Source organism: Nitrincola tibetensis, from assembly GCF_003284585.1.
GTDB classification, from domain to species: Bacteria; Pseudomonadota; Gammaproteobacteria; order Pseudomonadales; family Balneatricaceae; genus Nitrincola; species Nitrincola tibetensis.
The window spans coordinates 200,611-227,458 of record NZ_QKRX01000001.1 but is presented as its reverse complement, the minus strand read 5'-3'; the positions used below and the strand labels follow the sequence as shown (position 1 = coordinate 227,458).

The 26,848-nt window shown below is 45.7% G+C and carries 28 protein-coding genes; 9 read left to right on the top strand and 19 right to left on the bottom strand.

Features of this window, described 5'->3' with window-relative positions; all coding sequences use genetic code 11:
• The first annotated feature begins 22 nt into the window (after window positions 1-22).
• Both pgi and DN062_RS01125 read left to right on the top strand, forming a co-directional pair.
• Window positions 23-1,672 (top strand): glucose-6-phosphate isomerase, encoded by a 1,650-nt coding sequence (gene pgi / locus DN062_RS01130; protein WP_112156748.1) that lies wholly within the window; start codon window positions 23-25, stop codon window positions 1,670-1,672.
• Window positions 1,669-2,931 (top strand): nucleotide sugar dehydrogenase, encoded by a 1,263-nt coding sequence (locus DN062_RS01125; RefSeq protein ID WP_112156746.1) that lies wholly within the window; start codon window positions 1,669-1,671, stop codon window positions 2,929-2,931. The genes pgi and DN062_RS01125 overlap by 4 nt, the downstream gene beginning before the upstream one ends.
• 62 nt (window positions 2,932-2,993) lie before the next feature.
• Here the strand turns inward: DN062_RS01125 and DN062_RS01120 are convergent, their stop codons facing one another.
• The 5 genes from DN062_RS01120 to ltrA all read right to left on the bottom strand — a co-directional run bounded on the left by DN062_RS01120 (window position 2,994) and on the right by ltrA (window position 9,873).
• Window positions 2,994-4,502 carry a fumarate hydratase gene (locus DN062_RS01120; RefSeq protein ID WP_112156744.1) on the bottom strand — a complete coding sequence of 503 codons (1,509 nt, stop codon included), beginning with the start codon at window positions 4,500-4,502 and terminating at the stop codon, window positions 2,994-2,996.
• Window positions 4,503-4,635: 133 nt separating this feature from the next.
• Entirely contained in the window at window positions 4,636-5,520 is an 885-nt protein-coding gene (locus tag DN062_RS01115) for a prenyltransferase (protein ID WP_112156742.1), read from the bottom strand.
• A 7-nt stretch (window positions 5,521-5,527) separates the two neighbouring features.
• The gene (trhP, locus tag DN062_RS01110) at window positions 5,528-6,853 is read right to left on the bottom strand and encodes a prephenate-dependent tRNA uridine(34) hydroxylase TrhP (RefSeq protein ID WP_112157157.1); all 1,326 of its coding nucleotides are present in this window, start codon (window positions 6,851-6,853) and stop codon (window positions 5,528-5,530) included.
• Window positions 6,854-6,928: 75 nt separating this feature from the next.
• Window positions 6,929-7,951, bottom strand: a complete 1,023-nt coding sequence (locus DN062_RS01105) for a coiled-coil domain-containing protein (RefSeq protein ID WP_112156740.1) — start codon at window positions 7,949-7,951, stop codon at window positions 6,929-6,931.
• Between the two features lie 239 nt (window positions 7,952-8,190).
• Entirely contained in the window at window positions 8,191-9,873 is a 1,683-nt protein-coding gene (ltrA, locus tag DN062_RS01100) for a group II intron reverse transcriptase/maturase (protein ID WP_112156738.1), read from the bottom strand.
• Between the two features lie 31 nt (window positions 9,874-9,904).
• Here ltrA and DN062_RS18500 point away from each other — a divergent pair, with 31 nt between their 5' ends.
• A complete protein-coding gene (locus tag DN062_RS18500) occupies window positions 9,905-10,264 on the top strand; it encodes a hypothetical protein (RefSeq protein WP_156460548.1) in 360 nt (119 codons plus the stop codon).
• Window positions 10,265-10,872: 608 nt separating this feature from the next.
• Here the strand turns inward: DN062_RS18500 and groL are convergent.
• The 3 genes from groL to DN062_RS01085 all read right to left on the bottom strand — a co-directional run bounded on the left by groL (window position 10,873) and on the right by DN062_RS01085 (window position 13,552).
• Entirely contained in the window at window positions 10,873-12,516 is a 1,644-nt protein-coding gene (groL, locus tag DN062_RS01095; protein ID WP_112156736.1) for a chaperonin GroEL, read from the bottom strand.
• Between the two features lie 62 nt (window positions 12,517-12,578).
• Window positions 12,579-12,872 carry a co-chaperone GroES gene (locus tag DN062_RS01090; protein ID WP_112156734.1) on the bottom strand — a complete coding sequence of 98 codons (294 nt, stop codon included), beginning with the start codon at window positions 12,870-12,872 and terminating at the stop codon, window positions 12,579-12,581.
• A 212-nt stretch (window positions 12,873-13,084) separates the two neighbouring features.
• The gene (locus tag DN062_RS01085) at window positions 13,085-13,552 is read right to left on the bottom strand and encodes an FxsA family protein (RefSeq protein ID WP_112156732.1); all 468 of its coding nucleotides are present in this window, start codon (window positions 13,550-13,552) and stop codon (window positions 13,085-13,087) included.
• A gap of 275 nt (window positions 13,553-13,827) precedes the next feature.
• On the opposite strand from DN062_RS01085, the gene DN062_RS01080 reads away from it, so the two are divergent.
• A complete protein-coding gene (locus tag DN062_RS01080; protein ID WP_112156730.1) occupies window positions 13,828-14,589 on the top strand; it encodes an SDR family oxidoreductase in 762 nt (253 codons plus the stop codon).
• Window positions 14,590-14,664: 75 nt separating this feature from the next.
• Here DN062_RS01080 and DN062_RS01075 read toward each other — a convergent pair whose 3' ends face one another.
• Complete coding sequence (locus DN062_RS01075) at window positions 14,665-15,147, bottom strand: YajQ family cyclic di-GMP-binding protein (RefSeq protein ID WP_112156728.1); 483 nt, start codon at window positions 15,145-15,147, stop codon at window positions 14,665-14,667.
• A gap of 54 nt (window positions 15,148-15,201) precedes the next feature.
• Between DN062_RS01075 and DN062_RS01070 the strand changes: the two genes are divergently transcribed.
• The 4 genes from DN062_RS01070 (at window position 15,202) to DN062_RS01055 (ending at window position 18,139) form a co-directional block, all read left to right on the top strand.
• Window positions 15,202-16,125 carry a ketopantoate reductase family protein gene (locus DN062_RS01070; RefSeq protein ID WP_112156726.1) on the top strand — a complete coding sequence of 308 codons (924 nt, stop codon included), beginning with the start codon at window positions 15,202-15,204 and terminating at the stop codon, window positions 16,123-16,125.
• Entirely contained in the window at window positions 16,122-16,883 is a 762-nt protein-coding gene (gene ppk2 / locus DN062_RS01065; RefSeq protein ID WP_112156724.1) for a polyphosphate kinase 2, read from the top strand. Before DN062_RS01070 ends, ppk2 begins: the two co-directional genes overlap by 4 nt.
• A gap of 22 nt (window positions 16,884-16,905) precedes the next feature.
• Window positions 16,906-17,478 carry a cob(I)yrinic acid a,c-diamide adenosyltransferase gene (locus DN062_RS01060; RefSeq protein WP_112156721.1) on the top strand — a complete coding sequence of 191 codons (573 nt, stop codon included), beginning with the start codon at window positions 16,906-16,908 and terminating at the stop codon, window positions 17,476-17,478.
• Between the two features lie 115 nt (window positions 17,479-17,593).
• On the top strand, window positions 17,594-18,139 hold the full coding sequence (locus tag DN062_RS01055; protein ID WP_112156719.1) for a Z-ring associated ZapG family protein: 546 nt from the start codon (window positions 17,594-17,596) through the stop codon (window positions 18,137-18,139).
• Here DN062_RS01055 and DN062_RS01050 read toward each other — a convergent pair.
• Entirely contained in the window at window positions 18,136-18,906 is a 771-nt protein-coding gene (locus tag DN062_RS01050) for a Nif3-like dinuclear metal center hexameric protein (protein WP_112156716.1), read from the bottom strand. The genes DN062_RS01055 and DN062_RS01050 overlap by 4 nt on opposite strands.
• A 68-nt stretch (window positions 18,907-18,974) precedes the next feature.
• Between DN062_RS01050 and DN062_RS01045 the strand changes: the two genes are divergently transcribed.
• Entirely contained in the window at window positions 18,975-20,120 is a 1,146-nt protein-coding gene (locus DN062_RS01045; protein WP_112156713.1) for a trypsin-like peptidase domain-containing protein, read from the top strand.
• Window positions 20,121-20,151: 31 nt separating this feature from the next.
• On the opposite strand, the gene hisD is transcribed toward DN062_RS01045, so the two are convergent.
• The 9 genes from hisD to DN062_RS01000 all read right to left on the bottom strand — a co-directional run bounded on the left by hisD (window position 20,152) and on the right by DN062_RS01000 (window position 26,780).
• The gene (hisD, locus tag DN062_RS01040; RefSeq protein WP_112156711.1) at window positions 20,152-21,459 is read right to left on the bottom strand and encodes a histidinol dehydrogenase; all 1,308 of its coding nucleotides are present in this window, start codon (window positions 21,457-21,459) and stop codon (window positions 20,152-20,154) included.
• The gene (gene hisG / locus DN062_RS01035; RefSeq protein WP_112156709.1) at window positions 21,460-22,107 is read right to left on the bottom strand and encodes an ATP phosphoribosyltransferase; all 648 of its coding nucleotides are present in this window, start codon (window positions 22,105-22,107) and stop codon (window positions 21,460-21,462) included.
• 11 nt (window positions 22,108-22,118) lie between these two features.
• A complete protein-coding gene (gene murA, locus DN062_RS01030; protein ID WP_112156707.1) occupies window positions 22,119-23,381 on the bottom strand; it encodes a UDP-N-acetylglucosamine 1-carboxyvinyltransferase in 1,263 nt (420 codons plus the stop codon).
• A gap of 20 nt (window positions 23,382-23,401) precedes the next feature.
• Window positions 23,402-23,644: a BolA family protein gene (locus tag DN062_RS01025; RefSeq protein WP_112156704.1), complete on the bottom strand. Its 243-nt coding sequence runs from the start codon at window positions 23,642-23,644 to the stop codon at window positions 23,402-23,404.
• Window positions 23,645-23,746: 102 nt separating this feature from the next.
• A complete protein-coding gene (locus DN062_RS01020; protein ID WP_112156702.1) occupies window positions 23,747-24,040 on the bottom strand; it encodes an STAS domain-containing protein in 294 nt (97 codons plus the stop codon).
• Window positions 24,027-24,683 (bottom strand): MlaC/ttg2D family ABC transporter substrate-binding protein, encoded by a 657-nt coding sequence (locus DN062_RS01015; RefSeq protein ID WP_133256729.1) that lies wholly within the window; start codon window positions 24,681-24,683, stop codon window positions 24,027-24,029. Before DN062_RS01015 ends, DN062_RS01020 begins: the two co-directional genes overlap by 14 nt.
• 5 nt (window positions 24,684-24,688) lie before the next feature.
• Window positions 24,689-25,147 (bottom strand): outer membrane lipid asymmetry maintenance protein MlaD, encoded by a 459-nt coding sequence (gene mlaD / locus DN062_RS01010; protein WP_112156697.1) that lies wholly within the window; start codon window positions 25,145-25,147, stop codon window positions 24,689-24,691.
• A 2-nt stretch (window positions 25,148-25,149) separates the two neighbouring features.
• A complete protein-coding gene (mlaE, locus tag DN062_RS01005) occupies window positions 25,150-25,920 on the bottom strand; it encodes a lipid asymmetry maintenance ABC transporter permease subunit MlaE (protein WP_112157155.1) in 771 nt (256 codons plus the stop codon).
• An 8-nt stretch (window positions 25,921-25,928) separates the two neighbouring features.
• Window positions 25,929-26,780: an ATP-binding cassette domain-containing protein gene (locus DN062_RS01000; RefSeq protein ID WP_239995644.1), complete on the bottom strand. Its 852-nt coding sequence runs from the start codon at window positions 26,778-26,780 to the stop codon at window positions 25,929-25,931.
• Between the last annotated feature and the right edge of the window lie 68 nt (window positions 26,781-26,848).

The following is a 26,848-nucleotide window of genomic DNA, read 5'->3' as shown; positions in this document are numbered from 1 at the left end:
TCGAGAGTGGAGTAATAGGACTATGACGATAGAAAACGCTTGGCAACGACTCAGCGAACATGCTGAGGAAATGAAGTCCCTTCATTTGAAAGAGTTACTCAAGGATGAAGCACGCATTCACTCATTAAAGCACCGTCATGATCATTTATTGTTGGACTTTTCAAAACAGCGAATCTTGCCTGAAACCTTTAAACAACTAACAGAGCTCGCTGAGGTTTCGGAATTAACCAGACAGATTGAGCGCTTATTCGAAGGTGACATAGTCAACCAATCCGAGCAGCGCCCTGCATTGCATACGGCCCTTCGAGCCCCCAAGTCGACTCAAATCGAATATCAAGGCCGTAATGTTATCGATGAAGTCTATGAAAGCCTTGAGCGCATGAAAGAAATTGTTACTCAAATTCATGCTGGGCAGTGGCGTGGTTTCTCAGGTGAGCCGATTACTACGATTGTTAATATTGGTGTTGGAGGATCAGACCTAGGGCCTATGATGGCCTGCAAAGCCTTGGCAGAATTTAAAGCAACAACAGAGCAAAAGCTGGAGTTTATTTTTGTCTCTTCCATGGATGGAAGTCAGCTAGCTGAAGTGCTTGATCATCTCAACCCTGCTAACACCCTCTTCATCTTGGCCTCTAAGTCGTTTACGACAATTGATACCCTAGCCAATGGTGCAACTGCAAGAGAGTGGCTGTGCAATGCCAGTGGTCTTGATGATGCTTTATTGATGAAGCGACACTTTATCGGCGTGACGGCAGTGCCTGATAAAGCCAATGAGTGGGGCATTCCTTGTGAAAATCAGCTCCACTTTGCACAATGGGTCGGTGGACGTTATTCACTTTGGTCAGCGATTGGATTACCCATAGCACTCAAAATTGGCATGGAGGGCTTTCGCCAGCTTCTCGATGGTGCCCACAGCATGGACAAGCACTTCAGAAATACGCCGTTTGAGCGCAATCTCCCTGTACTGCTCGCGTTAACAGAAATTTGGAACATTAACTTTTTAGATATCCATGCGCATGCAATTCTTCCGTATGATGGTCGTTTAGCACATTTGCCTGCTTATCTAGAGCAGCTTGAAATGGAAAGTAATGGCAAATCAGTTACCCAATCCGGTGAACCGGTGACAAGACGTACCTGCCCCGTTTTGTGGGGTGAGGTTGGCCCAAATGCGCAACATGCATTTTATCAACTCCTCCATCAGGGAACAGAAAGAGTCATGTGTGACTTTATACTGCCCGCACGAAGATACGATGAACACAGCGATGAACTGAAAAAGCAACATCGCCTTGCACTGGCAAATTGTTTAGCCCAATCTCGCACGCTAGCACTGGGTGATGATGTTATTAAGCAAGCTGAAACCGCTCCAGCGCACAAGCGTTACCCAGGTAACCAACCCAGCACTACCTTTTTACTCGACGAACTCAACCCCTATAATTTTGGGGCCCTGATTGCTCTTTACGAACATAAGGTCTATACCCAAGCTGTCATCTGGAATATCAATCCTTTTGACCAATGGGGTGTGGAACTCGGAAAAGTGATGGCGAATGAATTACTGGAAAGCATAGAGAATCAAGAGACGGGAAATTTTGATGGTGCAACCAATGCATTGCTCACAGAAATCCATGCACTAAACCAGTTTTGCCAATACAAGGATCAGGATAAAGCATCATGAAAATTGCAATATGGGGAGATGAACTAGCGGCGTGGGTCAGTGCTGTCAGCTTAGCCGAAAAAGGCAATCATATTTACATGGTGCGCGAGACCCATAATACCGCGCTCATTCCCAATGATACGAGTATTTGCAATGAACCAGGCTTGATGGCGGCCATTCAAGCGCAGCGGGACAAAAAGCAACTTTTTGCATGCTCATTTGAAGAAGGCTGTGCATTTGAAACTCATTGGATGGCGATGGCTCCCTCTGAGTTCAATCAGGCTCAAACCATCATTGATAAACTAGTAACTCGTAACAAGCGCCTGTTAGTCATAAACCAAAGCAATTTTGGTATTGGTGCAAGTGAAAAACTCCGCAGTTATTTAACTGATCCCGAGCATCAAAGTATCGCGTACATCCCTGATACACTCCAACAAGGCTTGGCTTTGTATCAATTTAACAATCCTGACGTTTTAATCATTGGTAGTGATACTGATCGCACCTTACCTCTGCTAAAAGCCATTTTCAGGCCATTTAGTGGTGGTTTGGAACAGATTCAATTCATGAGTCCGCAAGAGGCAGAGTTTACCAAATTTGCAATCAACGGTATGCTCGCCCTCCGCTTGGGCTACATCAATGAATTAGCCAACTTGGCAGACCAACTTCAGGTAGATATCGATTTAGTCATACAGGGCATGAGCGCTGATGTTCGTGTTGGCAAACATTATCTTCAACCTGGTTGCGGATTTGGTGGCCAACACTTTACACACAGTATTAAAAGCCTTGCCGACCTTCTCAGCCATAAACAAAGATCAACACTACTTGAGATGGTGCTAAGCGAAAATGAAAAGCAAAAGGAACTGCCGTTTAGAAAGCTATGGCAACACTATCAGTGTGATATTCGCGACAAAGTGATCAGCGTCTGGGGTGTTGCATTTAAACCTGGCATCGCCAGTATTGAAAATGCACCGTCTATTCGTGTTATTAAAGCCTTGTTAGCCCAAGGTGCTGTCATCAAAGTCCATGACCCAGCAGCGATGCTGGAGCTTCATACTTACTTTGGTGCCAATAGCCAGATCATTTATTGCGAAACAGCGATTGAAGCAACATTAAATAGTGAAGCCTTATTGCTGATTACTGAATGGAATGAGTATTCATCGCCGGATTTCGATCAACTTAAAGCCAACATGAAAACGCCACTGATTATTGATGGTCGCAACATTTGGGAACCTCAATATTTGAGAGAACTAGGCTTTACCTACTACGGCGTAGGTCGCTAATAAGACCTTGCATGGGTCAATCTGCTGCAGTGTTTAATCACTGCAGCAGATTGCGTAAAGCATTACGCTTTTTGGTGAGCGATAATGTCCTTCCACTTAGCAGGACCCGTGTTATGAACAGACTCACCCTTGACGTCAACCGCAACCGTCACAGGCATATCCTTCACTTCAAACTCGTAAATCGCTTCCATTCCTAACTCCGGAAAAGCAAGCACCTTGGCACCGACAATTGCTTTCGATACTAAGTAAGCAGCCCCACCCACTGCCATCAAGTAAACCGCTTTACTATCCCGAATCGCATCAATTGCGACAGGCCCACGCTCAGACTTGCCAATCATTCCCAGCAGACCCGTTGTTTCGAGGATCTGACGCGTAAATTTATCCATACGTGTAGAGGTTGTAGGGCCAGCAGGACCAACCACTTCGTCGCGAACTGGGTCAACAGGTCCAACGTAGTAAATGAAACGGCCTTTCAGATCGACGGGCAAATCTTCGCCATTGTTAAGCATCTCGATCATCTTCTTATGGGCGGCATCACGTCCTGTCAGCATTTTACCGTTCAACAAAACCGTTTCGCCTACCTGCCAAGTTGCGACTTCTTCAGGCGTCACTTCATCAAGATTAACACGGCGAGTATTGCTGCCCACCTCAAAGGTCACTTCTGGCCAGTCTTCCAAACTCGGTGGTGTTAATACAGCCGGGCCAGAACCATCAAGTGTAAAATGAGCATGACGTGTCGCTGCACAGTTTGGAATCATACATACTGGCAAAGAGGCTGCATGAGTTGGGTAATCTTTAATTTTAATATCCAATACGGTTGTCAATCCACCCAAACCTTGGGCACCAATCCCTAGAGCATTGACCTTATCCATGATTTCTAAACGCAACTCTTCCACACGATTTTGTGGACCGCGCTCGCGAATCTCATGAATATCGATAGGATCCATCAAGGATTCTTTCGCCATCACCGCTGCTTTCTCCGCGGTTCCACCAATGCCTATTCCGAGCATTCCTGGCGGACACCAACCCGCTCCCATGGTTGGAACAGTTTTCACAATCCAATCAACGATACTGTCTGACGGATTCAGCATTGCCATTTTAGATTTGTTTTCAGAACCACCGCCTTTTGCAGCCACATGAACTTCAACTTCATCACCTTCGACAATCTCATAATGGATGACGGCCGGAGTATTATCTTTGGTGTTCTGACGCTTTCCTGCTGGATCGGCCAATATTGAAGCACGCAAAACATTATCGGGATTCAAGTACGCTCGACGGACACCTTCATTGACCATATCGGTCACATTCATTTTGGCGTCCCACTGAACATTCATACCGACTTTAAGAAAAACCGTCACGATTCCCGTATCTTGACAGATAGGGCGTTTACCTTCAGCACACATACGTGAGTTAATTAAAATCTGCGCCATTGCATCTTTGGCCGCAGGATTTTCCTCACGCTGATATGCTTCATGCACTGCTTTTACAAAATCAATCGGGTGATAGTAGGATATAAATTGCAGTGCATCAGCAATGCTATTAATGAAATCATCTTGACGGATAACGCTCATTGGGAGTCTCCAATCGGGCTGTTACATTAAATTGACAGGTGGTTCTTCGACAGATGCGCAGAGTATCGACGCGTCATAGGGGCGTGATTATACCCTAAATTCGAACAACTGCCTGTCAGGTATTAGTATAAAGCTAATAGAAAACGGCTATCAAAATAGGTTGTACCAACGTCATTGCAAAGCACAGACCATATAATAACAAAAAACGAGCCGTGGCGGGTGTTAGCCCAATACGAACGGCAGGCTCTGCACCGAGCAACCTGAGTGGTTTGACAAGAAAAGGTAGACTCAACACTAACCAGTAAGGTGTCGGTAAAAGCCCAGACAACCATAATGCCAAACTGACCAATACCGAAGCAATCAATAGGCCTATATATAGCCACTGCGCTTTTTCGTAGCCAATTTTGACCGCGAGCGTTGTGATACGTTGAGCAGAATCGACCTCATAATCACGCAGCTCGTTACTCAGCAGTAGCAGTGACACTAAGCAACTGATCGGCAAAGACATTAAGACTACCTGGGGATTAAAACTCGCCCCTAAGGCTAAATAGCTGCCCTTAACCATTAGGACTCCCATCAACCAAAAGACCAAGATAACGCCCAATCCGCGGTGCTTAAAGGATAAGGGTGGCAAGGTATACCCCAAACAGCCAATAAAGCCGATCACACAAATCCACAATAAGAGTGGATCCGATTCAATCACTAAATAAAAACCTATGGCAGCCGCCAATAGGATGGCGAGCAAGCCTAACTGAAAATTACGAACAATCTGGCGGGTCGCCAAGAGACTAGAGGCCTTCTTATCACTAAGCTGTGGATGTGTCGTCAAATCGGCGTAATCATTAATTAAATTAACACCAGCTTGAAGCAGCACACCGGCCACAAGAATCAGTCCTGCCCTTGACGGGCTCCAGACGCCATCCAAAAATGCCATCAAAACACCTAGACCACAGGTAATCAGTGCAACTGGAAATGAAAAGGGCCTTACAGCCCTTATGAAATCGTAAGATTTTGCCATTGGACTCTTAATTTCGGGCCGGTGCGTTGGGAAGGTCTCGCATCAAAAGTGCGTAGGTCATATCACCCTCTAAGTTCATGGGGAACATAACGCGATGGCCAGAACCTGGGGCCGCTTCAATGCTAGCGCCCTTTGCGGATAAAAGCTCGTCTAAGCGGAAACGATGATTACCTGCAGGCGTCATTAACTCTAGCGTATCGCCTCGCTCAAAACGGTTTTTCACATCCACCACTAAACGTCCGTGATGAGTATCATGCTCTATAATTTCACCGACGAACTGCTGGTGAACACCAACAGAGTTGCCTGTCTCGTAGTTTTGATACTGATCATGAACGTGGCGGCGATAAAAGCCTTCGGTGTAGCCACGATTCGCGAGGTTCTCCAATACATCCATTAGTTCCATATCGAAAGGCTTTCCAGCAACCGCATCGTCAATAGCACGACGATAGGCTTGTGCTGTTCTGGCGACATAGTAGTGTGATTTAGTACGACCTTCAATCTTCAGGGAATCAACGCCCATGGAAGCAAGTCGATGCACATGCTGTATGGCCCTAAGATCCTTTGAGTTCATGATATAGGTTCCGTGCTCATCCTCAAATGCGGGCATATAATCATCTGGGCGGGACTGTTCCTGTAGCAAAAAGATTTGTTCACTCGGCTTTTGATCAGGCTCAAATTGCTGAACCGGAACAATATCTCCAGAATCATCTTGCTTTGCCTCATGCGCATCATACTTCCAGCGACACGCATTCGTGCAAGTCCCTTGGTTAGGATCTCGATGATTGATATACCCTGACAATAAGCAGCGACCCGAATAGGCGATACATAAAGAGCCGTGAACGAACACCTCTATTTCCATTTCAGGACAGCGCTGGCGTATTTCTTCAACTTCATCGAGCGATAATTCTCGAGAAAGGATCACTCGCTCAATACCCATACGGTGCCAAAACTTAACACTCGCCCAGTTCATTGTATTGGCTTGAACAGACAAGTGAATAGGTACATCAGGAAAGCGGTCTTTTACCATCATGATCAAACCAGGGTCTGACATAATCAGCGCATCAGGCCCCATTTCAATCACGGGCGTGATGTCATCCATATAGGTTTTAAGCTTGGAGTTGTGGGGCAAAATATTGCTAGCAACAAAAAATTTCTTACCTAACTGATGAGCAATCGAAATTCCTTCAGCCAAGTGGTCATGATTAAAATCATTATTTCGAACACGCAAGCTATAACGTGGCTGGCCAGCGTATACTGCATCCGCACCATAGGCGAAGGCATATTTCATGTTTTTGAGTGTCCCCGCTGGAGACAAAAGCTCTGGCTGTCGTATCATTTATCTACTCATCATTTTAAATACATTTACATTGGGCACAAACCCAAGTGCCTGCTAAAAGCATTCACTCACTTAATTCATTTGCTCTAATCGTAATTGTATACGATTGAGCTGCTCTCGTAGCTGTAAAATATCACGACTTATCTGGATTCTTGAGCCATCGATGGCTTGAATAGCAATCTCGTGCTGATTCACTTTTGTCTCCAAACCAACAGGGACAGAAGGTGAGGAATTACTCAGCCCAGCCAAACGCTGATCCGTTCTACGCTGATAGGTTTGCAGTTGTGTTACTTGAGAGGCCAATTGAGTTTCTTGAGCTTGTAGCTTACGCGAGATCTCATCAAGACGTCGAGATAAGGGCTCTAGATCGATCACTTCTTTTCCCTCGGCGGCTTCATTTAATGTATCAAGCCTATCCTTCATGTCACTTACCTCAGCAACGCTCGGTAATTGCTCCAAGGTAACAGTTATTTCAATGACTTGATCACGAAGCTGATTCAATACCTCATCAATTGGATTTTGAGTAAAACGCTCTTCAAGTCTATCGATCTTATTGCTTAAAAGAGCGACATCCGCATTGCTCATTTGCAGTTGTTTAACTGACTGGTTGACTGCCTCTAGTGCGGCTTCTTGTTGTATTAAGGATGCTTGCATATGTCCAATATCTTCTGGACGAAGCCGTAGCATCTGATCCCATATTTTGATGACTTCAGAATTTAAATAGCCATAATTTTCAGCCGATGCCGTTTCGACACTGGCCAGCATATCAGCAAATGATGCCTCTGTTACATCGACCACTTGCTGGCTTTCTGACAGGTTTTGATCAAGCCTTTGCAACTGCACTTCAAGATCGGCTTGTGTTGATGCCCATACTTCTTGCTGTCGGCTAAGCTCGTCTTTTAACCCTTCAAGCTTCCAGCCCAGTCCGCCCACCGCCACCAACAACAGCAGTATCAGTAGTAGAAGAAAAGCACTGTAGCCACGCTTTTGCTGCTGCTTAATCAGTTGGAGATCCGCACGCAAAATACTAATCGCATCTTCTGAGCGATCTTTCAGCCGTTCGATATTTAGTTGAGGTTCTTGTCGTTTACTCATGAACTCTTAACTCCCATTGCCAAATACTGGCCATTGTTAACTAGAGCCATAATGCAAAAAGCTCCGCACCTGATAAAGATACTTAAGGCGTATCAGATTATCAGATGCAGAGCTTTTTTTCAGTCAGAAAAGACTAGCGAAGGCGATATGTCGGGTAAAAAGCAACCATTACTGGTCACCCCTCCCCTAAGAACCGTACGTGCGAGTTTCCCCGCATACGGCTCAAGCCTTTAAAAGCCTCATTTACTAATAAAGCCAGCGGTCATCATACCTGATTTAGCATGAAGTTTACGATGACAATTTGGATGCAGCAACACTAGGTTCTCCAGCTTGTGATCACCACCCTTGTGCCGCTCGATAATGTGATGGATATTCCACCCCGTCTCGAACGTAATCAATTGCTTGCACATCGGGCAACGTTTCTGCTGTCGATTCCAAAGCGTATAGGTTTTTCGCTTACCTTGTTCCGAATTTCTCCACACATACTCCAAACGCTGTTCAAAGTAGGTTTCGAACTCCGGAAGATACGGATTCGCTTCTGCCTTGATTTTCGTGTGCCGCTTTATCGGCGTGTCATTTGCATATAGCAGAGTGGCTAGCTTTCCACTTGGATAGTGATCTGAAAATACCCAGTTACGTTTTCCAACGCGCTTAAAGTACTTATCCTTGATCCAGCGTTTACGACGATTAAGATGTCGCCGTCTGCACCACTGCCACAGCATTTTCCAGATACGATAGTCCACATAGTTAAAGGTTTCTTTAGCCACAATATGGCGGTGATAATTTGCCCAACCCCTAATTACTGGATTAAGTAGATCTATCAGTTGCCAAGTTGGAACTGTTTTATTTCCTTTCACTATTTGCCTGATCTTAGCCAAAAATGATTTCAGGTTTTTATGGGCAGGCTTAATTAACAGCTTGCCTTTATAACTCCTGACATTCTGACCCAGAAAGTCAAACCCTTCCGACACATGCGTTATAACCGTTTTCTCTGCTGAAAGAGTCAAACCACGTTCTGCCATAAAGGCTTCTACGACTGGTTGCACCTCATTCACTAGTAGCTCTTTCGAGATACCTGTAATAACAAAGTCGTCGGCGTACCGCACATAATTGACCTTTGTCTTGTAGCTGGCTTTGGTGTTTTTCTTCCCAAATAGGGCTTCTAACACCTTTTCCAAACCATCAAGCGCAATATTGGCCAATACTGGCGAGATAATACCTCCTTGTGGAGTTCCCGCCTCGGTTGGGAACAACTGGCCGGATTCCATGTACCCTGCCTTCAACCATTTCCTGACTATCCCACGATCCAATGGAACGTTTTCGATCAGCCAGTTATGATCGATATTGTCGAAACACCCTTTAATATCGCCCTCCAACACCCACTTGGCCGAATTAGCCCGACTGAGATTGACGAACAATTGCTCAATCGCATCTGCCGTAGAGCGCAGTGGTCGAAAGCCATAAGAGTTACGGTCTGCTATTGTTTCCGACACTGGTTCCAAAGCAAGCAGGTATAATGCCTGCATTGCTCTGTCTAACATCGTCGGTATACCTAGAGGTCGACTTTTGCCATTGCTCTTAGGTATGTACACTCGCCGAAGCGGTCTAGGCTTATAGCCATTACGCTCCAGACAGTGCACAGCTTTCCATTTGGCGTATGGGGTGTCCCATGTTTCGCCATCGACACCGGGAGTTTTTCGTCCCCAGTTTTCAGTCACTCGTTTTACGGCCAATACTTTGGCTGAGAACGAACGAACCAGCATACGTTGCAAGCATTTAACCTTACGCCACTGCTGGTGCTTTGCCGCTTTCGCGATGCGTACCTGTAGCCCTCTCACCTTACGATGACTGGATTCCCAATCAATCGAATGCCATCCGCTGACAAGGTGGGAGAACGCAGGTACTCCGTTTGAAGTACACATCTTGCTGCTCTCCATTGTACCTCGGAGAAACGTGCACACATCTTCCCTCGCGGGAAGTGTAAACACTGTCCCACGAGGGATATTATTAAAGTTAGAACTGCGAACAGTCGCTACTTCATTTGATGGCTTTACAAGCCGTTACGCGATTAAAGACCAGTTGGAAGTGGGCACCGTTTCCGGCCAGGGCAAAGTTAGAACCCCTATCCCAGCCATTACAGCTGAGCATTTGCTTTTTCCAACCTCCTCTACCCGCACCCTCAACAGCTCACCTTACGGATCACCTGCCACAGGGCGAAGATACGGGCTTACCGAGTTCCATACCTGTCACATGAATGGGTTAGGTTCTGCTTATCCACCGGTGGTCATTTTGTCAGCGTATTCCCAGATGTAAGAGGAATAACCGACCACGTACCATTTTGGTCAGAGCTTGTCAGCAACTTTTAGCTCTTTGCGGATGACGGTGTTTATCAGCAGTTCACTTATGTTAACCATACCACTCAGCCTTGCACCTCATTTGCGTGTTGCTCGCAAAATCTACATCCGACCTCACAGTCAGAATGCACCACAAATGTGGGGTTACGTTGTCAGGAAGCTTCGCACAACGCCGTTACCAGCGATGCACTATCCTTAGGCTACTATTGGCTGAACAACAGGTCTCGCTACCAATTCAGTTACCCGAATGGTGAGACAATGACAGAAATGGCTTACGCCGGAGGGAACCAGCTAAGCATTTAAGACGCGATGACCCCTACCGTCCGATTCAAATAATCTGAACCTTTGGTATGGATACCATTTCATCTTTACAGATGGAAAGATATTGGCTACACCAATACCGAATTGGTACCACCTTATCAAGGTAGTCCGATATCCGGGCTTAATGCAGCCCGGACACCGGGTATTTATATTGCTATTCTCTACGGACTGGGTGTACTCACCAAACGAAGTGGCGAGTACAGGAGTAGTTCCGTTAGGCTAGCTACCTACGCGACTCTCGTCGCACTACATCATTCCGCCCATACCGCCCATTCCACCCATGCCACCCATATCAGGCATTGAAGACTTGTCTTCTGGCAGGTCAGCAATCATAGCTTCAGTGGTGATCATCAGGCCTGCGATAGATGCTGCTGCTTGAAGCGCTGCACGGGTTACTTTAGCAGGATCGATGATGCCCATTTCTAGCATGTCACCATACTCATCTGTTGCCGCATTAAAACCGAAAGAACCACTGCCTTCACGGATTTTAGAAACCACTACAGAGCCTTCGCCACCCGCGTTTGCAACGATTTGACGAATCGGCGCTTCAAGTGCACGGAAAGCCAATTCGATACCGATTGTTTGATCATGGTTATCGCCTTGCAGCTTGCCGACGTTATCAAGTGCACGAATCAACGCCACACCACCGCCAGGTACTACACCTTCTTCAACGGCTGCACGTGTTGCATGAAGAGCATCATCGACGCGCGCTTTCTTCTCTTTCATTTCAACTTCGGTGCCAGCACCGACTTTGATAACAGCAACACCGCCCGCTAATTTAGCAACACGTTCTTGCAGTTTTTCACGGTCATAATCTGAAGATGTTTCTTCGATTTGAACACGAATTTGTGCAACACGTGCTTCAATCTGAGCTTGTGAGCCAGCACCATCAACGATGGTCGTATTTTCTTTGGTGATGCTAACACGCTTAGCCGTCCCCAAATGCTCAAGACCTGTTTGCTCTAGAGACAAGCCAACTTCTTCAGAGATCACTTCTCCGCCTGTTAGAACAGCAATATCTTGCAGCATTGCTTTACGACGATCACCAAATCCTGGCGCTTTAACAGCCGCTACCTTAACAATGCCACGCATGTTGTTTACGACAAGCGTCGCTAAGGCTTCGCCTTCAACATCTTCGGACACGATCAATAAAGGACGTGAGGATTTAGCAACCTGCTCAAGAACAGGCAGAAGTTCACGAATGTTGGAAACTTTCTTATCAACCAGCAGAATGAACGGGTCATCTAGTTCAGCTGACATAGTTTCTTGGTTGTTGATGAAGTAAGGTGACAGGTAGCCACGATCAAACTGCATACCTTCAACAACATCTAACTCATTATCAAAACCAGAGCCTTCTTCAACCGTGATAACGCCTTCTTTTCCTACTCGCTCCATCGCTTCTGCAATGATACGACCGACTTCGGCGTCAGAGTTTGCAGAGATGGTACCGACCTGAGCAATCGCTTTATAGTCCGTGCAAGGAACCGCCATTTTACGCAGTTCTTCAACAACTGCAGCGGCCGCCTTATCAATACCACGCTTAAGGTCCATTGGGTTCATACCTGCCGCGACAGACTTAAGCCCTTCATTCACAATAGCTTGTGCCAAAACAGTAGCGGTTGTTGTGCCATCACCCGCAACATCATTGGCTTTAGACGCGACTTCTTTAACCATCTGCGCGCCCATATTCTCGAACTTATCTTTCAGTTCGATTTCTTTGGCAACAGACACACCATCTTTCGTGATGGTTGGTGAGCCAAAGGATTTTTCAAGAACAACGTTACGACCCTTAGGTCCTAAGGTGGTTTTTACTGCATCAGCAAGAATATTCACACCAGCGAGCATGCGCTGACGGGCATCATTACCAAAACGTACTTCTTTAGCAGCCATTATTCAGAATCCTATAATAAATTCGGTGTCAGATAAAAAACGTTAAGCGATAGAAAGTGCTATTATTTTTCAACAACTGCGAAGATTTCACTTTCTTGAAGAATCATCAGTTCTTCGCCATCGATTTTCACTACGTTTGAACGGGCATATTGACCGAATAATACTGTATCGCCAACTTTGACAGAGGAAGCTTGGATTTCTCCATTATTCAATGTACGACCTGGTCCAACGGCAAGAACTTCACCGCGATTTGGTTTTTCAGCTGCAGAGCCTGGCAGTACGATGCCGCCTGCAGTGGTCTTTTCCTCTTCGCTGCGACGTACGACGACATGATCGTGAAGTGGACGAATGTTCATCTGGTATATCTCCTGGTAGTTAGGATCTAAAGCGATGTTATTTGGTTTAATGTCAATGACTGACAGTTTCCATTAATGGATGCCTGATAAATAAGGTCAGACATCTTTTTTTCAATGGCTAAAGTTAAAAAAATTTAACTTTACTGTCAGTCTTAAGCTCTGATGGGGTATATGGGGGGAGCCACTGACTTTTTCAATGGCGCATCAAAAAATTATTCTTTACGCGTGTACTCTCCATCAATCACATCCCCTGATGCACCTTGGGATGTGTGAGAGGGTCTAGAGGATGTTTCAGTGTAACTAGTGTGGACGCTCTGGCGCGACGCAATGACATGAAAGCGCTGGCTAAGAAAACGAACGATAACGGCACGGCTCCACGGAATCAGGCAACAAAAACCAATAACATCTGTGACAAATCCTGGGGTGACAAGCAAGGCTCCTCCCACGGCAAGCACCACCCCCTCAGCCATTTCTTTTCCGGGTATCTCACCTTGGTTCATCCGCTCTTGAGCCTTCATCAAAGTACTTAGACTTTGAATTCGTAACATATTAACGCCAATGAACGCTGACAGTAGGACCAAACCAATCGTATAGAAAATTCCAATCATCTGGCCGACGTTAATCAGCAAGGTAATTTCAATAATTGGAATAATGATGAAGAGTAAAAATATATAACGCATAAATAGCCTCTTTGCATGTATCCAATGCAGTGGATCACATTCGCAAGAGTGAATCAAGCGATGATCGCAGAAGCTCTAAATGCGACGACGCCCTGCCCTAAAATTAAGCAAGAGTTTACGCGAAGTTTTGCTAAAACGAAGACGCTCCCTATATAGGTATTTTCCCTTATTTCAAATTCGACCAAAAGATGAGCGTGTTATAACAGAATATTTGTTGCGCTGCAGCATTTTGCGTCGCACAATAGAGACATGTTCAACCAACTAGGTACATTATTATGGATCTGCAAGATAAAGTGATCGTCATCACCGGTGGCGGACGTGGTTTAGGACGCGCAATGGCGCTTGAACTGGCCAGTAAAGGAGCTAAATTGGCACTGGCTGATTTAAACCAGCAAGATCTGGATGAAACCATCGGACTCTGTGCCGAATTAGGCTCAGAAGCGCGCGGCTATATTGCCAACGTATCGGTCGAGGCGGATGTCGAGAAACTTTTTGATGATGTTGTCAGCGACTTTGGCACCCTACATGGGCTTGTCAATAATGCAGGCATCACACGCGACGGTCTATTCATCAAAGTCAAAGATGGAAAAGTCGCTGCTAAAATGACAATGGATCAGTGGAATCTGGTAATGGATGTCAATTTAACAGGTACATTCCTTTGCGGTCGTGAAGCAGCCTGCAAAATGATTGAGCTTGGCACCCCAGGCTGCATCGTGAATATTTCGTCTGTGTCTCGTTCAGGCAACATGGGCCAAACCAATTACACGGCCACTAAAGCAGGCGTTCAAGCCATGGCTGTGACTTGGGCAAAAGAACTGTCTCGCTACGGCATCCGTGCAGCATCAATTGCACCTGGCTACATTGGCACTGAGATGGTCATGAGCATGAAACCTGAAGCGCTCGAAAAGATCGCGGCAGGCATTCCAGCAAAACGCCTTGGCAAACCTGAAGAAATCGCGTCAACTGTTACGTTCATTCTTGAAAATGATTACGTAAATGGACGTTGCTTCGAAGTAGATGGCGGTTTACGCATCTAATCGTGCCGCGTAACGTTTCTCAACATACCCTAGCTTGGGCATGTTGAGATACAACGTGACACTTTCAAAAGGTGATCAATCTCGAAAGTTATTGAATTGCACTGGCAACTCAAGATTGGATTCTCTTAGCAACGCCATTGCCTCCTGCAAGTCATCGCGCTTTTTACCCGTGATACGAACCTTCTCTCCTTGAACCTGAGCTTGCACTTTCATCTTGGTATCTTTAACCAACTTGGTGATCTTTTTACATAAGGCTTGATCAAGCCCTTGGCGCAACACAACCTGCTGACGCGCTCTAACCCCACTCAAGTCTGGATCTTTCACTTCCATGCAACGTATATCAATCTTTCGTGACGTTAGTTTGTTGCGTAAAACGTCGATCATCTGCTGTAATTGAAAATCAACTTCTGCTGTCATATTGACCGTATCATCTTGCAACTCAAAATCAGCTTTTACACCTTTGAAGTCATAACGACTTTGAATTTCACGATTTGCTTGATCTACCGCATTGGTCACTTCATGGGAATCCAGCTCGGAAACCACATCAAATGAAGGCATAATTTATCTCCTTTGTGTTAACTTATACGATACGTTAAATTATCGGGAACTGTAATGAACTGGCATATTCTTGGCGCTGGCGCGATTGGCTGTCTTTGGGCACTGCGAATGCGCCAGGCTGACCTGAACGTAACCTTGATTAATCGCACGCTGCAAGCGCCTTATGATCAGTTAATCAAGATCAAAACACAATTTCAAACTCACTCGATCAATGTTAAGGTCGAAAGTGCAACTGAAACCACCCCTATTCAGCATTTACTGATCACCACTAAAAGCTATGATACTCTTTCTGCCGTCGCATCTGTAGCTCACCGACTCAGCCATAGCTGCCAAATTGTATTATTGCAAAATGGGTATGGGCATCAACAACAACTGATTAAAACCTACCCTCACCTCCCCATTTGGCTTGCATCAACAACGGCTGGCGCTTGGAGACACTCCCCTTACACCATCGAGTGTGTAAGCGAGGGCACGACTTTAATTGGCTCAATGCAACCACATGCTGAAGAGTTTCCTGATGGCTGGTCACGCTTACGCCCTCAAATCGTTCTAAGCGACAACATTGATCATGTACTTTGGAAAAAACTGGCCATCAATTGCGCCATAAACCCTTTAACCGCCTATTGGGGCTGTAAAAATGGTCAACTGCTAGACAAGCCTGAACTCAAAATACAAATGCAGCAGGTTTGCCAAGAAATTGAAGCGCTATCCGCGCTTAAAGGTATGCGGCCTTTTTCACCGCCCCTGTTTGAGCTTACATGTGATATTGCGCTTAAAACTGCAGAGAACCATTCATCTATGCTGCAAGATATACGCGCCAATAAAAAAACAGAAATTGACGATATGACAGGCTATATTTGTAAAGAAGCCAAACATTTAAATTTAGATGTTCCCATGAACGCCGAGCTTTACGCTAAGATACAAGGCATGTCACTATCTAAATTAGAATCGCGACCAACAAACAAGAGCGAAGCATGAATCATCCTTATTCTAAAAAACTCTCGCGTAAAGAGTATGAAAAAGAGAAAAAAGCCCTGCAAATTGAACTTTTAAAAGTTCAGAGTTGGGTTCGAGAAACGGGGCAGCGTGTAGTGATCATTTTTGAAGGGCGCGATGCGGCTGGGAAAGGCGGCACTATAAAACGCTTCATGGAGCATTTAAACCCTCGCCACGCCCGTATCATTGCGCTTGAAAAACCTTCAAATGTCGAATCGGGACAGTGGTATTTTCAACGCTACATTAAGCAACTGCCCACCTCAGGCGAAATGCTTCTATTCGACCGTTCATGGTACAACCGCGCTGGCGTTGAACGCGTCATGGGATTTTGTAGTCCATCAGAATATTTAGAGTTTATGCGGGATACTCCCGATCTAGAACGCATGTTAGTTCGTAGTGGTATCCGATTATTTAAACTCTGGTTCGAAGTCAGTCGAGATGAGCAGTTTCAACGTTTTCAATCACGTAAAACAGATCCTCTTAAACAGTGGAAACTTTCACCAATTGATATGGCTTCGTTGGATAAATGGGACGCCTATACCGATGCAAAAGAAGCAATGTTTCGACACACCGATACCGCCGACTCTCCTTGGATCACACTCTTATCCGATGATAAAAAGCGTGCGAGGCTCAATGCAATGCGTTATATCCTAAACAACCTACCCTATCCAAACAAAAACCCTTCGTTAAATTTAACGCCCGATCCACAAATATGCATCCCTGCACGCAAGCTACTTTAATAAACACCAAGGAGAGCAAACAATGGCTGATCGCTTAACCCGGATTTACACCCGCAGTGGTGATAAAGGCACCACTGGACTGGCAAATGGTTCACGCGTGCCGAAGTACCACCCCAGAATTGAGGCCCTTGGTGATGTCGATGAGCTTAACAGTTTAATTGGTTTACTGATTAGCGAATTAGAAAGCTCTCATCCTCTGCGAGGCAACCTACAAACAGTCCAAAACGACCTGTTTGATTTAGGAGGAGAACTTGCGATTGCAGACAAAAGTTACACCGTCATTCAGCTGGAAACAGTCAATCGTTTAGAGCATTGGCTCGATCTATTAAATGATGAACTCCCTCCTTTGAAAGAGTTTATTCTACCTGGTGGAAATCGAGCAGCGGCGGCAGCTCATCTTGCTCGTACAGTTTGTCGTCGATCAGAGCGCCGTATGGTTGAATTGGCCAGTATCGAAGATGAAACAATCAATCCGATGGGTGCCGCTTACCTAAATCGTTTATCGGATTACCTTTTTGTTACGGCACGTTTTTTAGCCAGAGAAAAAGGAGGCCATGAGATTCTTTGGCAACCCTCATCAGCACGCGAAAGCTAAAATACTATCAAGAAAAAATAGCTTAATTGCTTGATTAGACACAACACTTAAGTGTTGAATCTGATATTATGCATTTTACTGAATTTAACGACGACTCTCCGAAGAGGAACTTCTAGTGGAACAGGAAACTATCTGGATAATCACTCTTATTGCCCTAGTTATTGGCGCTATGATTGGCTATATGCTCGGCTTTTCCAAAGGAAGCAGCAAGCAAAAAATAGAAACAGCCGACGAAATCAAGCAAACCAAAACTGAACTACACCGATACAAGCAGGAAGTCACATCACATTTTGAAACGACAGCCGAACTCGTGAACAACTTGACAGAACAATATCGAAAAGTTCATGAACATCTGGCTTCTGGGGCACAGACACTCTGTCCAAACCAAGCGGCGGGTAATTCTCTTCATGCGTCTTTGCAGCCAAAGCAGGTTGAAGCCTTGATACCCGACGCGCAGCCAGACGAAATTAAAGCAACGGATGATACCCGCTCTAAAGATGAGGCAAACGCTATCGAGGCACCACGTGATTACGCACCTAAGGCGCCTAATGAAGAAGGTACTCTTTCAAGCAGCTATGGTTTGAAAAAGAAGGACGAGATAACAGTTCCTCCTCAACCCGATCCAGGCCTTCATGACGAAGGAAATGAAAGCAAGCGCTAAACCGGGTTATCAATATCGACAAACTTATGCTCTATTCCCCAATGGCCAGCCAAGTGCTGGCCTAGGGCTTGAATGCCGTATCGCTCAGTCGCATGATGCCCTGCCGCAATGTAATGTATACCTGCTTCACGTGCAAAATGAACAACAGGTTCAGATATCTCACCACTGATATAAGTATCTGCACCCAACGCATACGCACTCTCAATCATTTTGTCTGCAGCTCCGGTGCACCAAGCAACCTTATTCACAGGATGCGAGCCCCCAGCAATAACTTGAGGTGCACGTTGCAACACCTTTGCTAGATGCTGGGAAAACAGACTCAATTCAAGTGATTCTTCGAGAGAGCCAATATTTCCTACTGCGAAAGGATTGTCTGGCTCCATGGATGTCTCAACAACAAACCCTAGCTTATTTGCAAGCTGAGCATTATTGCCCAACTCAGGATGAGCATCTAAGGGTAAATGGTAAGCAACCAAGTTAATATCATGAGAAAGCAAGGTTTTTAGGCGCTGATACTTTATGCCGGTGATGACTTCAGATTCACCCTTCCAAAAATAACCATGATGAACCAATAGCATATCGGCTCCCCAAGCTACGGCTTCATCAATGAGCGCTTGGCATGCCGTTACTCCCGTCATGATTTTGCGCACATGTGCCCCCCCCTGAACCTGTAAGCCATTAGGACAATAATCCTTGAAGCGATCCACTCTTAACAGTTCATGGCAGTACTTCAACAATGCATCTCGCTCGATTACCGGATTATTCATGGCCTAGACGTCCCAATTTAGTTAAACAACTCGTATAATGTAACAAATTCATACGCAGATAAGGAACGATGAAAAAGTTTAGTTTCCTCGGCTGGCCCATTCTAACAGGTATCCTTGCTGCCCTGTTGATCTTACAGTTCCTGCCTAATTTCAATGTGCAAGAAGTGAATAAAGTCGAGATTCGTGAAACCTTTATTCCTGAGCAAACGCATAGTATCAAGCGTATTTCCTATGCAGATGCTGTTGATCGTGCGTCACCAGCGGTAGTCAATATTTTTACGCAAACCGTCGTTCGTGAAAACAACAATCCATTGATTGCAGATCCATTTTTTCGCCAATTTTTTAATCAAGAACGCCTACCCCAACAGCAAGAGCGAATCCAGTCCAGTTTGGGATCAGGGGTTATCATCAGCCGCCAAGGGTACGTGGTTACCAATAATCATGTCATCAGCGGTGCTGACACGATTATTGTATCGCTACAAGATGGACGAGAGTCCATTGCAACTGTCATAGGTAGCGACCCTGAAACTGACCTTGCCGTTTTAAAAATTAACCTGACCGACCTCCCTAGCATCACACTTAGCACATCAGATGCCCATTTAAGAGTCGGTGATGTGGTATTAGCGATTGGAAACCCGTTCGGCGTAGGGCAAACCGTCACAATGGGCATCATCAGTGCTATTGGTCGTAACAGTATCGGCCTGAACACTTACGAAAACTTCATTCAAACCGATGCAGCCATCAACCCCGGGAACTCAGGGGGTGCACTAATCGATCCAGACGGTAATTTATTGGGCATTAATACCGCTATTTTCTCCCAATCCGGTGGCTCACATGGCATAGGCTTTGCCATTCCAGCGTCAGTCGCTCGAAAAGTCATGCAAGACTTAATTGAGCACGGTCGAGTCATCCGTGGCTGGCTTGGCATAGAGGTTCAAGAACTAACTCCGATTCTAGCCGAATCATTTGATGTAACGGACCGCCAAGGACTGATTATAGCGGGAATTTTTAGAAATGGGCCGGCACATCAAGCAGGCCTGCAACCGGGTGATATTTTACTGGCATTGAATGGAGAACCACCTTCGACCGCACGCCTGACGATGAACCGTATAGCAAGAATACGACCTGGTGAAAAAGCAAGAATGGAGATTTTACGCGATGGAAGAGAAATGTCGTTGATCGCTACGATCGGAGAAAGACCTCAGATTCGTTAAAGGAATCTGAAGTCTTGAATCATAGATAGACTTAATCGAGAATACGATACTCAGCTGAGCGGGCGTGAGCCGTTAGACTTTCACCACGTGCAAGAATAGAAGCAACCTTGCCCATTTCAGATGCGCCTTCCGGTGAAAACATAATTAAAGACGAACGCTTCTGGAAATCATACACACCTAAGGGCGAAGAAAAGCGCGCCGTACCTGAGGTTGGAAGAACATGATTCGGCCCGGCGCAATAATCGCCAAGAGCTTCAGCCGTGTAACGCCCCATGAAAATGGCACCCGCATGACGAATCGAAGGCAACAAAGCTTCTGGATCCTCGACAGAAAGCTCTAAATGCTCCGGTGCTATGCGATTACTGATGTGTGCAGCCTCTGCCAAATCTGCCACTAATATCAATGCCGCACGCGTTTCAAGTGACGTTTTAATAATCGCTTGACGCTCCATTGTAGGCAGGAGTTTTTCGATACTGGACTGAACTTCATTCAAATAATGCTCATCGGGGCATAATAAAATGGACTGCGCATCTTCGTCATGCTCCGCTTGAGAAAACAAGTCCATCGCGATCCAATCAGGGTTTGTTTTCCCATCGCAAATGACCAAAATCTCGGATGGCCCGGCTATCATATCGATGCCGACTGCACCAAAAACAGCACGTTTTGCTGTGGCAACATAAATATTGCCAGGCCCAACGATCTTATCCACTTTCGGAACGGTTTCGGTACCATATGCTAAGGCTGCGACGGCTTGTGCTCCACCAATGGTGAAAACACGATCAACGCCTGCTAACGCTGCAGCCGCTAAAACCAACTCATTGACAACACCATCTGGAGTGGGAACCACCATAATAATTTCATTCACACCTGCCACTTTTGCAGGCAGAGCATTCATTAAAACAGAAGACGGGTAAGCAGCTTTACCACCAGGCACATAAATACCCACTCGATCCATAGGCGTCACTTGTTGACCCAGATGCGTCCCATCTGCTTCAACATAACGCCAGGAGTCGCTTTTCTGACGTTCGTGATACTGACTGACCCGTGTGGCAGCCGCTTCTAAGGCCGCACGCTGCTCAGCAGGCAAATCATGTAATGCCTTTGCTAAGCGCTCAGTTGAAAGTTCTAGCTCAGCCATGCTCTGAGCCTGCATGCGATCAAACTGATTGGTATAGTCAACCAAAGCTTGATCACCTCTAGCTTTCACTTGAGTAATAACATCCTCAACCACTTGATTAACACGCTTATCAGACACAGATTCCCACGCCAGCAACGCATCTAACTGCTGCGCAAAATCGCTTTGTGAGGAGGACAAACGTTTGATAGACACTTGCGTCATTTATAAACCCTCTCGTTTAGCAATTACGGCCGCTCTCATTTGCTCAATGATCGGCTGAATGAGCTCATACTTCATTTTCATTGCAGGTTGCCCAACAACAAGGCGCGAACTTATATCCGCAATATGCTCCATCGCCTCTAAGCCATTGGCTCTGAGTGTATTTCCGGTATCGACAATGTCTACGATTCGATCCGCAAGACCCATTACAGGTGCCAATTCCATTGCGCCATACAATTTAATGATATCAACCTGCGTTCCTAAGCGGGCATAGTATTCACGGGTAACATTGACAAACTTTGTCGCAACACGCATCCGTCCCTCAACACGCCCCGCATTTTTGAGGCCTGCGACCATCAACTTACATCGAGAGATTTCTAAATCTAAGGGCTCATACAAACCCTGACCACCATGCTCCATGAGGACATCTTTACCCGACACCCCCATATCCGCACCACCGTATTCCACATAGGTTGGAACGTCAGTCGCACGAATCACCATTAAGCGGATATGAGGATGGTTCGTATCAAAGATCAGCTTACGACTGCGTGATATATCCTCAGCAGGAAAAATATCAGCAGCCGCCAATAAAGGCAGAGTTTCTTCTAAGATCCTGCCTTTTGACAGGGCAATCGTAAGCTGTTGCGTCATAACCTTCTCTCTTAAGCTTTAATACGCCGTATACCTGCACCCAGTGCACGGAACTTTTCTTCAATCGATTCGTAGCCACGATCAATATGGTAAATGCGATCAATTAAGGTATCACCTTCGGCAACCAAGCCCGCTATTACCAAGCTTGCCGATGCGCGCAGATCTGTCGCCATAACCGGTGCAGCTTTTAAGCGCTTAACACCTTCAATAATGGCTGACTTGCCATCAATAGTGATATCTGCACCTAATCGAATCATCTCTTGCATGTGCATAAAGCGATTTTCAAAGATGGTTTCCTTTATGATCCCAACACCGATAGCGACAGCATTCATCGCCGCAAACTGAGCTTGCATGTCAGTTGGGAAACCTGGATAGGGGGCCGTTGTTATATTCACAGCCTTAGGTCGGCGCCCTTGCATGTCCAACTCAATCCAATCATCGCCCACTGTGACATGAGCACCCGCCTCTTCCAACTTTTGCAAGACTGCATCAAGCGTATCAGGGCGCGTATGCAAAGCTTTGACACGACCACCCGTCGCAGCTGCTGCAACTAGAAAAGTTCCGGTTTCGATGCGATCTGCCATAACTGGATAGCGACAGCCTTTTAAGGATTTAACTCCCCTAACCGTAATCATGTCAGTACCTGCGCCGGTGATATCGGCACCCATTGCATTTAAGCAATTCGCTAAGTCCACAATCTCGGGCTCACGCGCGGCATTTTCGATTAGAGTTTGACCATCAGCTAGGGTGGCGGCCATCAAGATGTTTTCGGTTCCGGTGACAGTGACTGTATCAAAAAAGACTCGTCCCCCTTTTAAGGGCCCGTCACAACTGGCTCGAATATAGCCGCCGTCTACTTCAATTTTTGCCCCCATGGCCTCTAGACCACGGAGGTGAAGATCGACAGGACGACTACCAATTGCACATCCGCCAGGCAACGACACTTCGGCCTTACCATAACGCGCCAACAGAGGGCCCAGCACCAAAATAGATGCCCTCATCGTTTTGACGAGGTCATAAGGTGCCACGACCGAGTTTAGCGAACCTGTATTAATAACAACGCTAAACTTTTCATCTCGGCTGATTTCAGCTCCCATCTTACGCAGCAACTCAAGCATAGTTGAGATATCATGCAAATCAGGGAGATTGGTAATATTGATTGGCTCATCTGACAGAATTGAAGCTGCAAGAATAGGCAGCGCCGAGTTTTTGGCACCTGAAATCCAAACCTCGCCATTTAGACAGGCGCCGCCTTCAATGAGTAACTTATCCATTTAAAATCCTGTTTAATCGCTTAACCTGCGATATCGGCCCATTGCTCTGGGGTATAGGTTTTGATTGTGATGGCATGTATTGCACCACTTGCGATTTCTTTATTCAAACAACCATAAACCAGTTGTTGTTTTTTAACAGGAGACAGTCCAGAAAAAACAGAACCTACTACAGTAATTTGGAAGTCACAGCCTTCACCTGCAGTATAAACTTCACAACCATCTAACTGACTTTCAATAATTTTTTTTACTTCATCGGCATGCATATAAAACTCCGGTACAGTGTAGAGCATCACTGAATAAGGTGCACATCATAACGAAAAAGGGCCAAAAAGGCGACCTAGCCTTTTTGGCCCTACTCACTCAAATCAATGCGCAGTCATTTCAAATCCAACCAGCTCGGAGATTGATCGCAAATCCGGTGGAACTGAAAGTGGTGTCAGCTGAATATTTTGATTTTTTGCCGCACGAAGACCGCACAACCAAAGCGATAATGCTGAGCTGTCCACTCTGCCAACTCCGGAAAAATCAACACTCAACTTAGCATCACGCGACTGCGCATTCATTAATTCAATAAGGGTATCGCGCATATCGACAACGGTTGCAAAGACGATGTCACCCGATAAGTATAAGGTTGACTCTTTTAACTCAACCTTCGACATCTTTCACTACCTGAGCAATCGTACTGGCAACACGTTCTTCCCAACCATCTATGACGCCAGACACAGAGCGAGCTCTTTGATACATGTCTGCAAACTGATTTTGGAAAGTCAGACGCAAGTTAATGCCTTCAACCATAACATTGACCAACATCCAACGATCTTCATCTTTTCTCATATAATAGAGAATATTAAATGTTTGACCTGCTGAGGATGTCATAACCACGTTGACAACCTGCAACTCTGGTCGTGGGCTTGACGCCCTTGGTGGCACAATCCGGTAACTCGCTACAGAGAAATCGCTGACTGCAATCGAATAGGTTCTCACCAAAGTTGTCTTTAAAATACCGGCGAATCGTTGCAACTCATCCTCAGTTGCCGTCCGCGCAAACCGACCCATCACACCGCGACCGAAACCATAAAAATCGATAACTGGCGTAACTATATTTTGGATTTCAGTTTCTAAACGATCTTTATTATTGGCGCTGAGAAGGGATTGATCACTCATCAACACTAGCATTTTTTCAGTTGTTTCTTCGACAACCGCTTTTGCTTCTTCCCAATCCTGATCGATTGCAAGAGCATTCACAGAGGCCGTTAACACTAACAGCGCCAGAAAAGGACGCCAAAACAATTGCTTAAACATAAAAATCACTCGCTCACCTGATTCATCAAAAACTTACCTACTAGATCTTCAAGAACCAATGCAGACTGGGTATTGTAGATGAATTCTCCAGGCGCAAGCACTTCGACATCCCCTCCAGGAATAATACCAATATACTGCTGACCCAATAGACCTGATGTTAAAATCATCGCTGAACTGTCAGCACTTAAGAAGTCTATATCTGGGTAAATCTCCATTTCAACCTCGGCCATCAGCATCTGGGGATCCAGGCGAATGCGAGTAACTTCACCGATCTGCACACCTGACATTGACACCTTAGCCCTCGCTGTTAGGCCACCAATATTTTCAAAGTTGGCATAAATTTTATATCCTGCCCCTTTAGATGCTAAATTTAAGCCACTGACATTAAGAGCCAAGACCACTAACGCTAAGAAGCCAATAAGCATAAAAAAACCCACACTTATTTCCATTGTACGCATACGCATAATTACAGATCTCCAAACATCAAAGCAGTCAAAATAAAATCGAGGCCTAGCACAGCCAGTGATGAATAAACCACTGTTCTCGTTGTCGCTTGGCTAATCCCCTCAGAAGTCGGTACACAATCGTAACCTTGGTATACAGCTATCCAGGTAACCACAAAGCCAAACACCACTGCTTTGATCAAACCATTTACAACATCGCTCATAAAATCGACAGATTGCTGCATGTTGACCCAATATGAACCGCTGTATATTCCTAGCCAGTCCACAGCAACCAGTGCGGCTCCCCATACGCCGACAACTGCAAAAATCATAGTCAGCAACGGCATACAAATAAAACCAGCATATAATCGTGGCGCTATAATGCGTCTTAACGGATCAACACCAATCATTTCTAAGCTTGCCAATTGTTCAGTCGCTTTCATTAAACCAATTTCAGCGGTCAATGCTGACCCTGCCCGCCCTGCAAACAGTAAAGCCGTTACGACAGGTGCTAACTCACGAACAAGGCTGAGGGCAACCATTTGGCCAACGGCTTCTTCAGAGCCATAATCGGCCAGTATGGTATACCCCTGAAGCCCCAGAACCATCCCTATGAACAGTCCAGAGACAACGATGATGATCAGAGATAACACCCCTACAAAGTAGATTTGTTTAATCAATAAAGGGAACATCATTACAGGCGCAGGCTTAGCAACCACTGACTGAAACAGGATTTGTCCAGAGCGCCCAAATGCAGCCAATTTAGACAAGGTCCTATGACCTAGCTTTTGCATAAAATCAATCAACGACTTACTCCTTTATGCATCAACTGCTCTAAGAAATCAGGGGCTTGATAGTGAAAAGGGACAGGACCGTCTGGCAACCCTTCTACAAACTGACGCACCTGCTCCGATTCAATGGTTTTAAGTTGATCTGGCGTCCCATGGGCAATCACCTTTCCATCAGCAATTAGATAGATATAATCTGCAATGGATAAGGTTTCTTGGATATCATGCGATACTATAATACTGGTATGACCTAATGCTTGGTTCAGGCGGCGGATTAAATTAACCAACACCCCCATCGCAATCGGATCTTGACCTGTAAAAGGTTCATCGTACATAACGATATTAGGATCTAACGAAATCGCTCTTGCTAAAGCAACACGCCTCGCCATCCCGCCTGATAACTCACTTGGCATGAGGTCGTAAGCCCCTCTTAACCCAACCGCCTGCAGCTTCATCAATACGATATCCCGTATCATTTCTTCAGGCAGTTGTGTGTGAACCCGAATCGGAAAAGCAATATTATCAAAGACATTCATGTCAGTGAAAAGAGCGCCACTTTGGAACAACATCCCCATTTTTTCGCGGATAACAAATAAATCTTTACGCCCTAGAGAAGGCACACTGCTGCCTTCGACGACTATGTCGCCACTGTCTGGACGCAACTGACCGCCAATGAGCTTCAGCAAGGTGGTTTTACCCGTCCCCGAAGGCCCCATAATAGCGGTCACCTTTCCTCGCGGAATTTTGATATCGACCCCTTTAAAAATGGGTCGATTTCCCCTTGAAAAGGTTAAATCCTTAATTTCAACGATGACATCCTCAAGCATGCTTGAAGCACTTCCTGTCGCCGGACTTACTGCTTCCATCCCGTTAGTGCCCTATCTTAAAAACGAACGTATATTTGACATGCAAAATCACAAAAAGATCTACTATA

Coding starts and splice junctions, on each gene's coding strand:
- pgi (WP_112156748.1), top strand. CDS start 23: ATGACGATAGAAAACGCTTGGCAACGACTCAGCGAACATGCTGAGGAA.
- DN062_RS01125 (WP_112156746.1), top strand. CDS start 1,669: ATGAAAATTGCAATATGGGGAGATGAACTAGCGGCGTGGGTCAGTGCT.
- DN062_RS01120 (WP_112156744.1), bottom strand. CDS start 4,502: ATGAGCGTTATCCGTCAAGATGATTTCATTAATAGCATTGCTGATGCA.
- DN062_RS01115 (WP_112156742.1), bottom strand. CDS start 5,520: ATGGCAAAATCTTACGATTTCATAAGGGCTGTAAGGCCCTTTTCATTT.
- DN062_RS01105 (WP_112156740.1), bottom strand. CDS start 7,951: ATGAGTAAACGACAAGAACCTCAACTAAATATCGAACGGCTGAAAGAT.
- ltrA (WP_112156738.1), bottom strand. CDS start 9,873: ATGTGTACTTCAAACGGAGTACCTGCGTTCTCCCACCTTGTCAGCGGA.
- groL (WP_112156736.1), bottom strand. CDS start 12,516: ATGGCTGCTAAAGAAGTACGTTTTGGTAATGATGCCCGTCAGCGCATG.
- DN062_RS01090 (WP_112156734.1), bottom strand. CDS start 12,872: ATGAACATTCGTCCACTTCACGATCATGTCGTCGTACGTCGCAGCGAA.
- DN062_RS01085 (WP_112156732.1), bottom strand. CDS start 13,552: ATGCGTTATATATTTTTACTCTTCATCATTATTCCAATTATTGAAATT.
- DN062_RS01080 (WP_112156730.1), top strand. CDS start 13,828: ATGGATCTGCAAGATAAAGTGATCGTCATCACCGGTGGCGGACGTGGT.
- DN062_RS01075 (WP_112156728.1), bottom strand. CDS start 15,147: ATGCCTTCATTTGATGTGGTTTCCGAGCTGGATTCCCATGAAGTGACC.
- DN062_RS01070 (WP_112156726.1), top strand. CDS start 15,202: ATGAACTGGCATATTCTTGGCGCTGGCGCGATTGGCTGTCTTTGGGCA.
- ppk2 (WP_112156724.1), top strand. CDS start 16,122: ATGAATCATCCTTATTCTAAAAAACTCTCGCGTAAAGAGTATGAAAAA.
- DN062_RS01060 (WP_112156721.1), top strand. CDS start 16,906: ATGGCTGATCGCTTAACCCGGATTTACACCCGCAGTGGTGATAAAGGC.
- DN062_RS01050 (WP_112156716.1), bottom strand. CDS start 18,906: ATGAATAATCCGGTAATCGAGCGAGATGCATTGTTGAAGTACTGCCAT.
- DN062_RS01045 (WP_112156713.1), top strand. CDS start 18,975: ATGAAAAAGTTTAGTTTCCTCGGCTGGCCCATTCTAACAGGTATCCTT.
- hisD (WP_112156711.1), bottom strand. CDS start 21,459: ATGACGCAAGTGTCTATCAAACGTTTGTCCTCCTCACAAAGCGATTTT.
- hisG (WP_112156709.1), bottom strand. CDS start 22,107: ATGACGCAACAGCTTACGATTGCCCTGTCAAAAGGCAGGATCTTAGAA.
- murA (WP_112156707.1), bottom strand. CDS start 23,381: ATGGATAAGTTACTCATTGAAGGCGGCGCCTGTCTAAATGGCGAGGTT.
- DN062_RS01025 (WP_112156704.1), bottom strand. CDS start 23,644: ATGCATGCCGATGAAGTAAAAAAAATTATTGAAAGTCAGTTAGATGGT.
- DN062_RS01020 (WP_112156702.1), bottom strand. CDS start 24,040: ATGTCGAAGGTTGAGTTAAAAGAGTCAACCTTATACTTATCGGGTGAC.
- DN062_RS01015 (WP_133256729.1), bottom strand. CDS start 24,683: ATGTTTAAGCAATTGTTTTGGCGTCCTTTTCTGGCGCTGTTAGTGTTA.
- mlaD (WP_112156697.1), bottom strand. CDS start 25,147: ATGCGTATGCGTACAATGGAAATAAGTGTGGGTTTTTTTATGCTTATT.
- mlaE (WP_112157155.1), bottom strand. CDS start 25,920: ATGCAAAAGCTAGGTCATAGGACCTTGTCTAAATTGGCTGCATTTGGG.
- DN062_RS01000 (WP_239995644.1), bottom strand. CDS start 26,780: ATGGAAGCAGTAAGTCCGGCGACAGGAAGTGCTTCAAGCATGCTTGAG.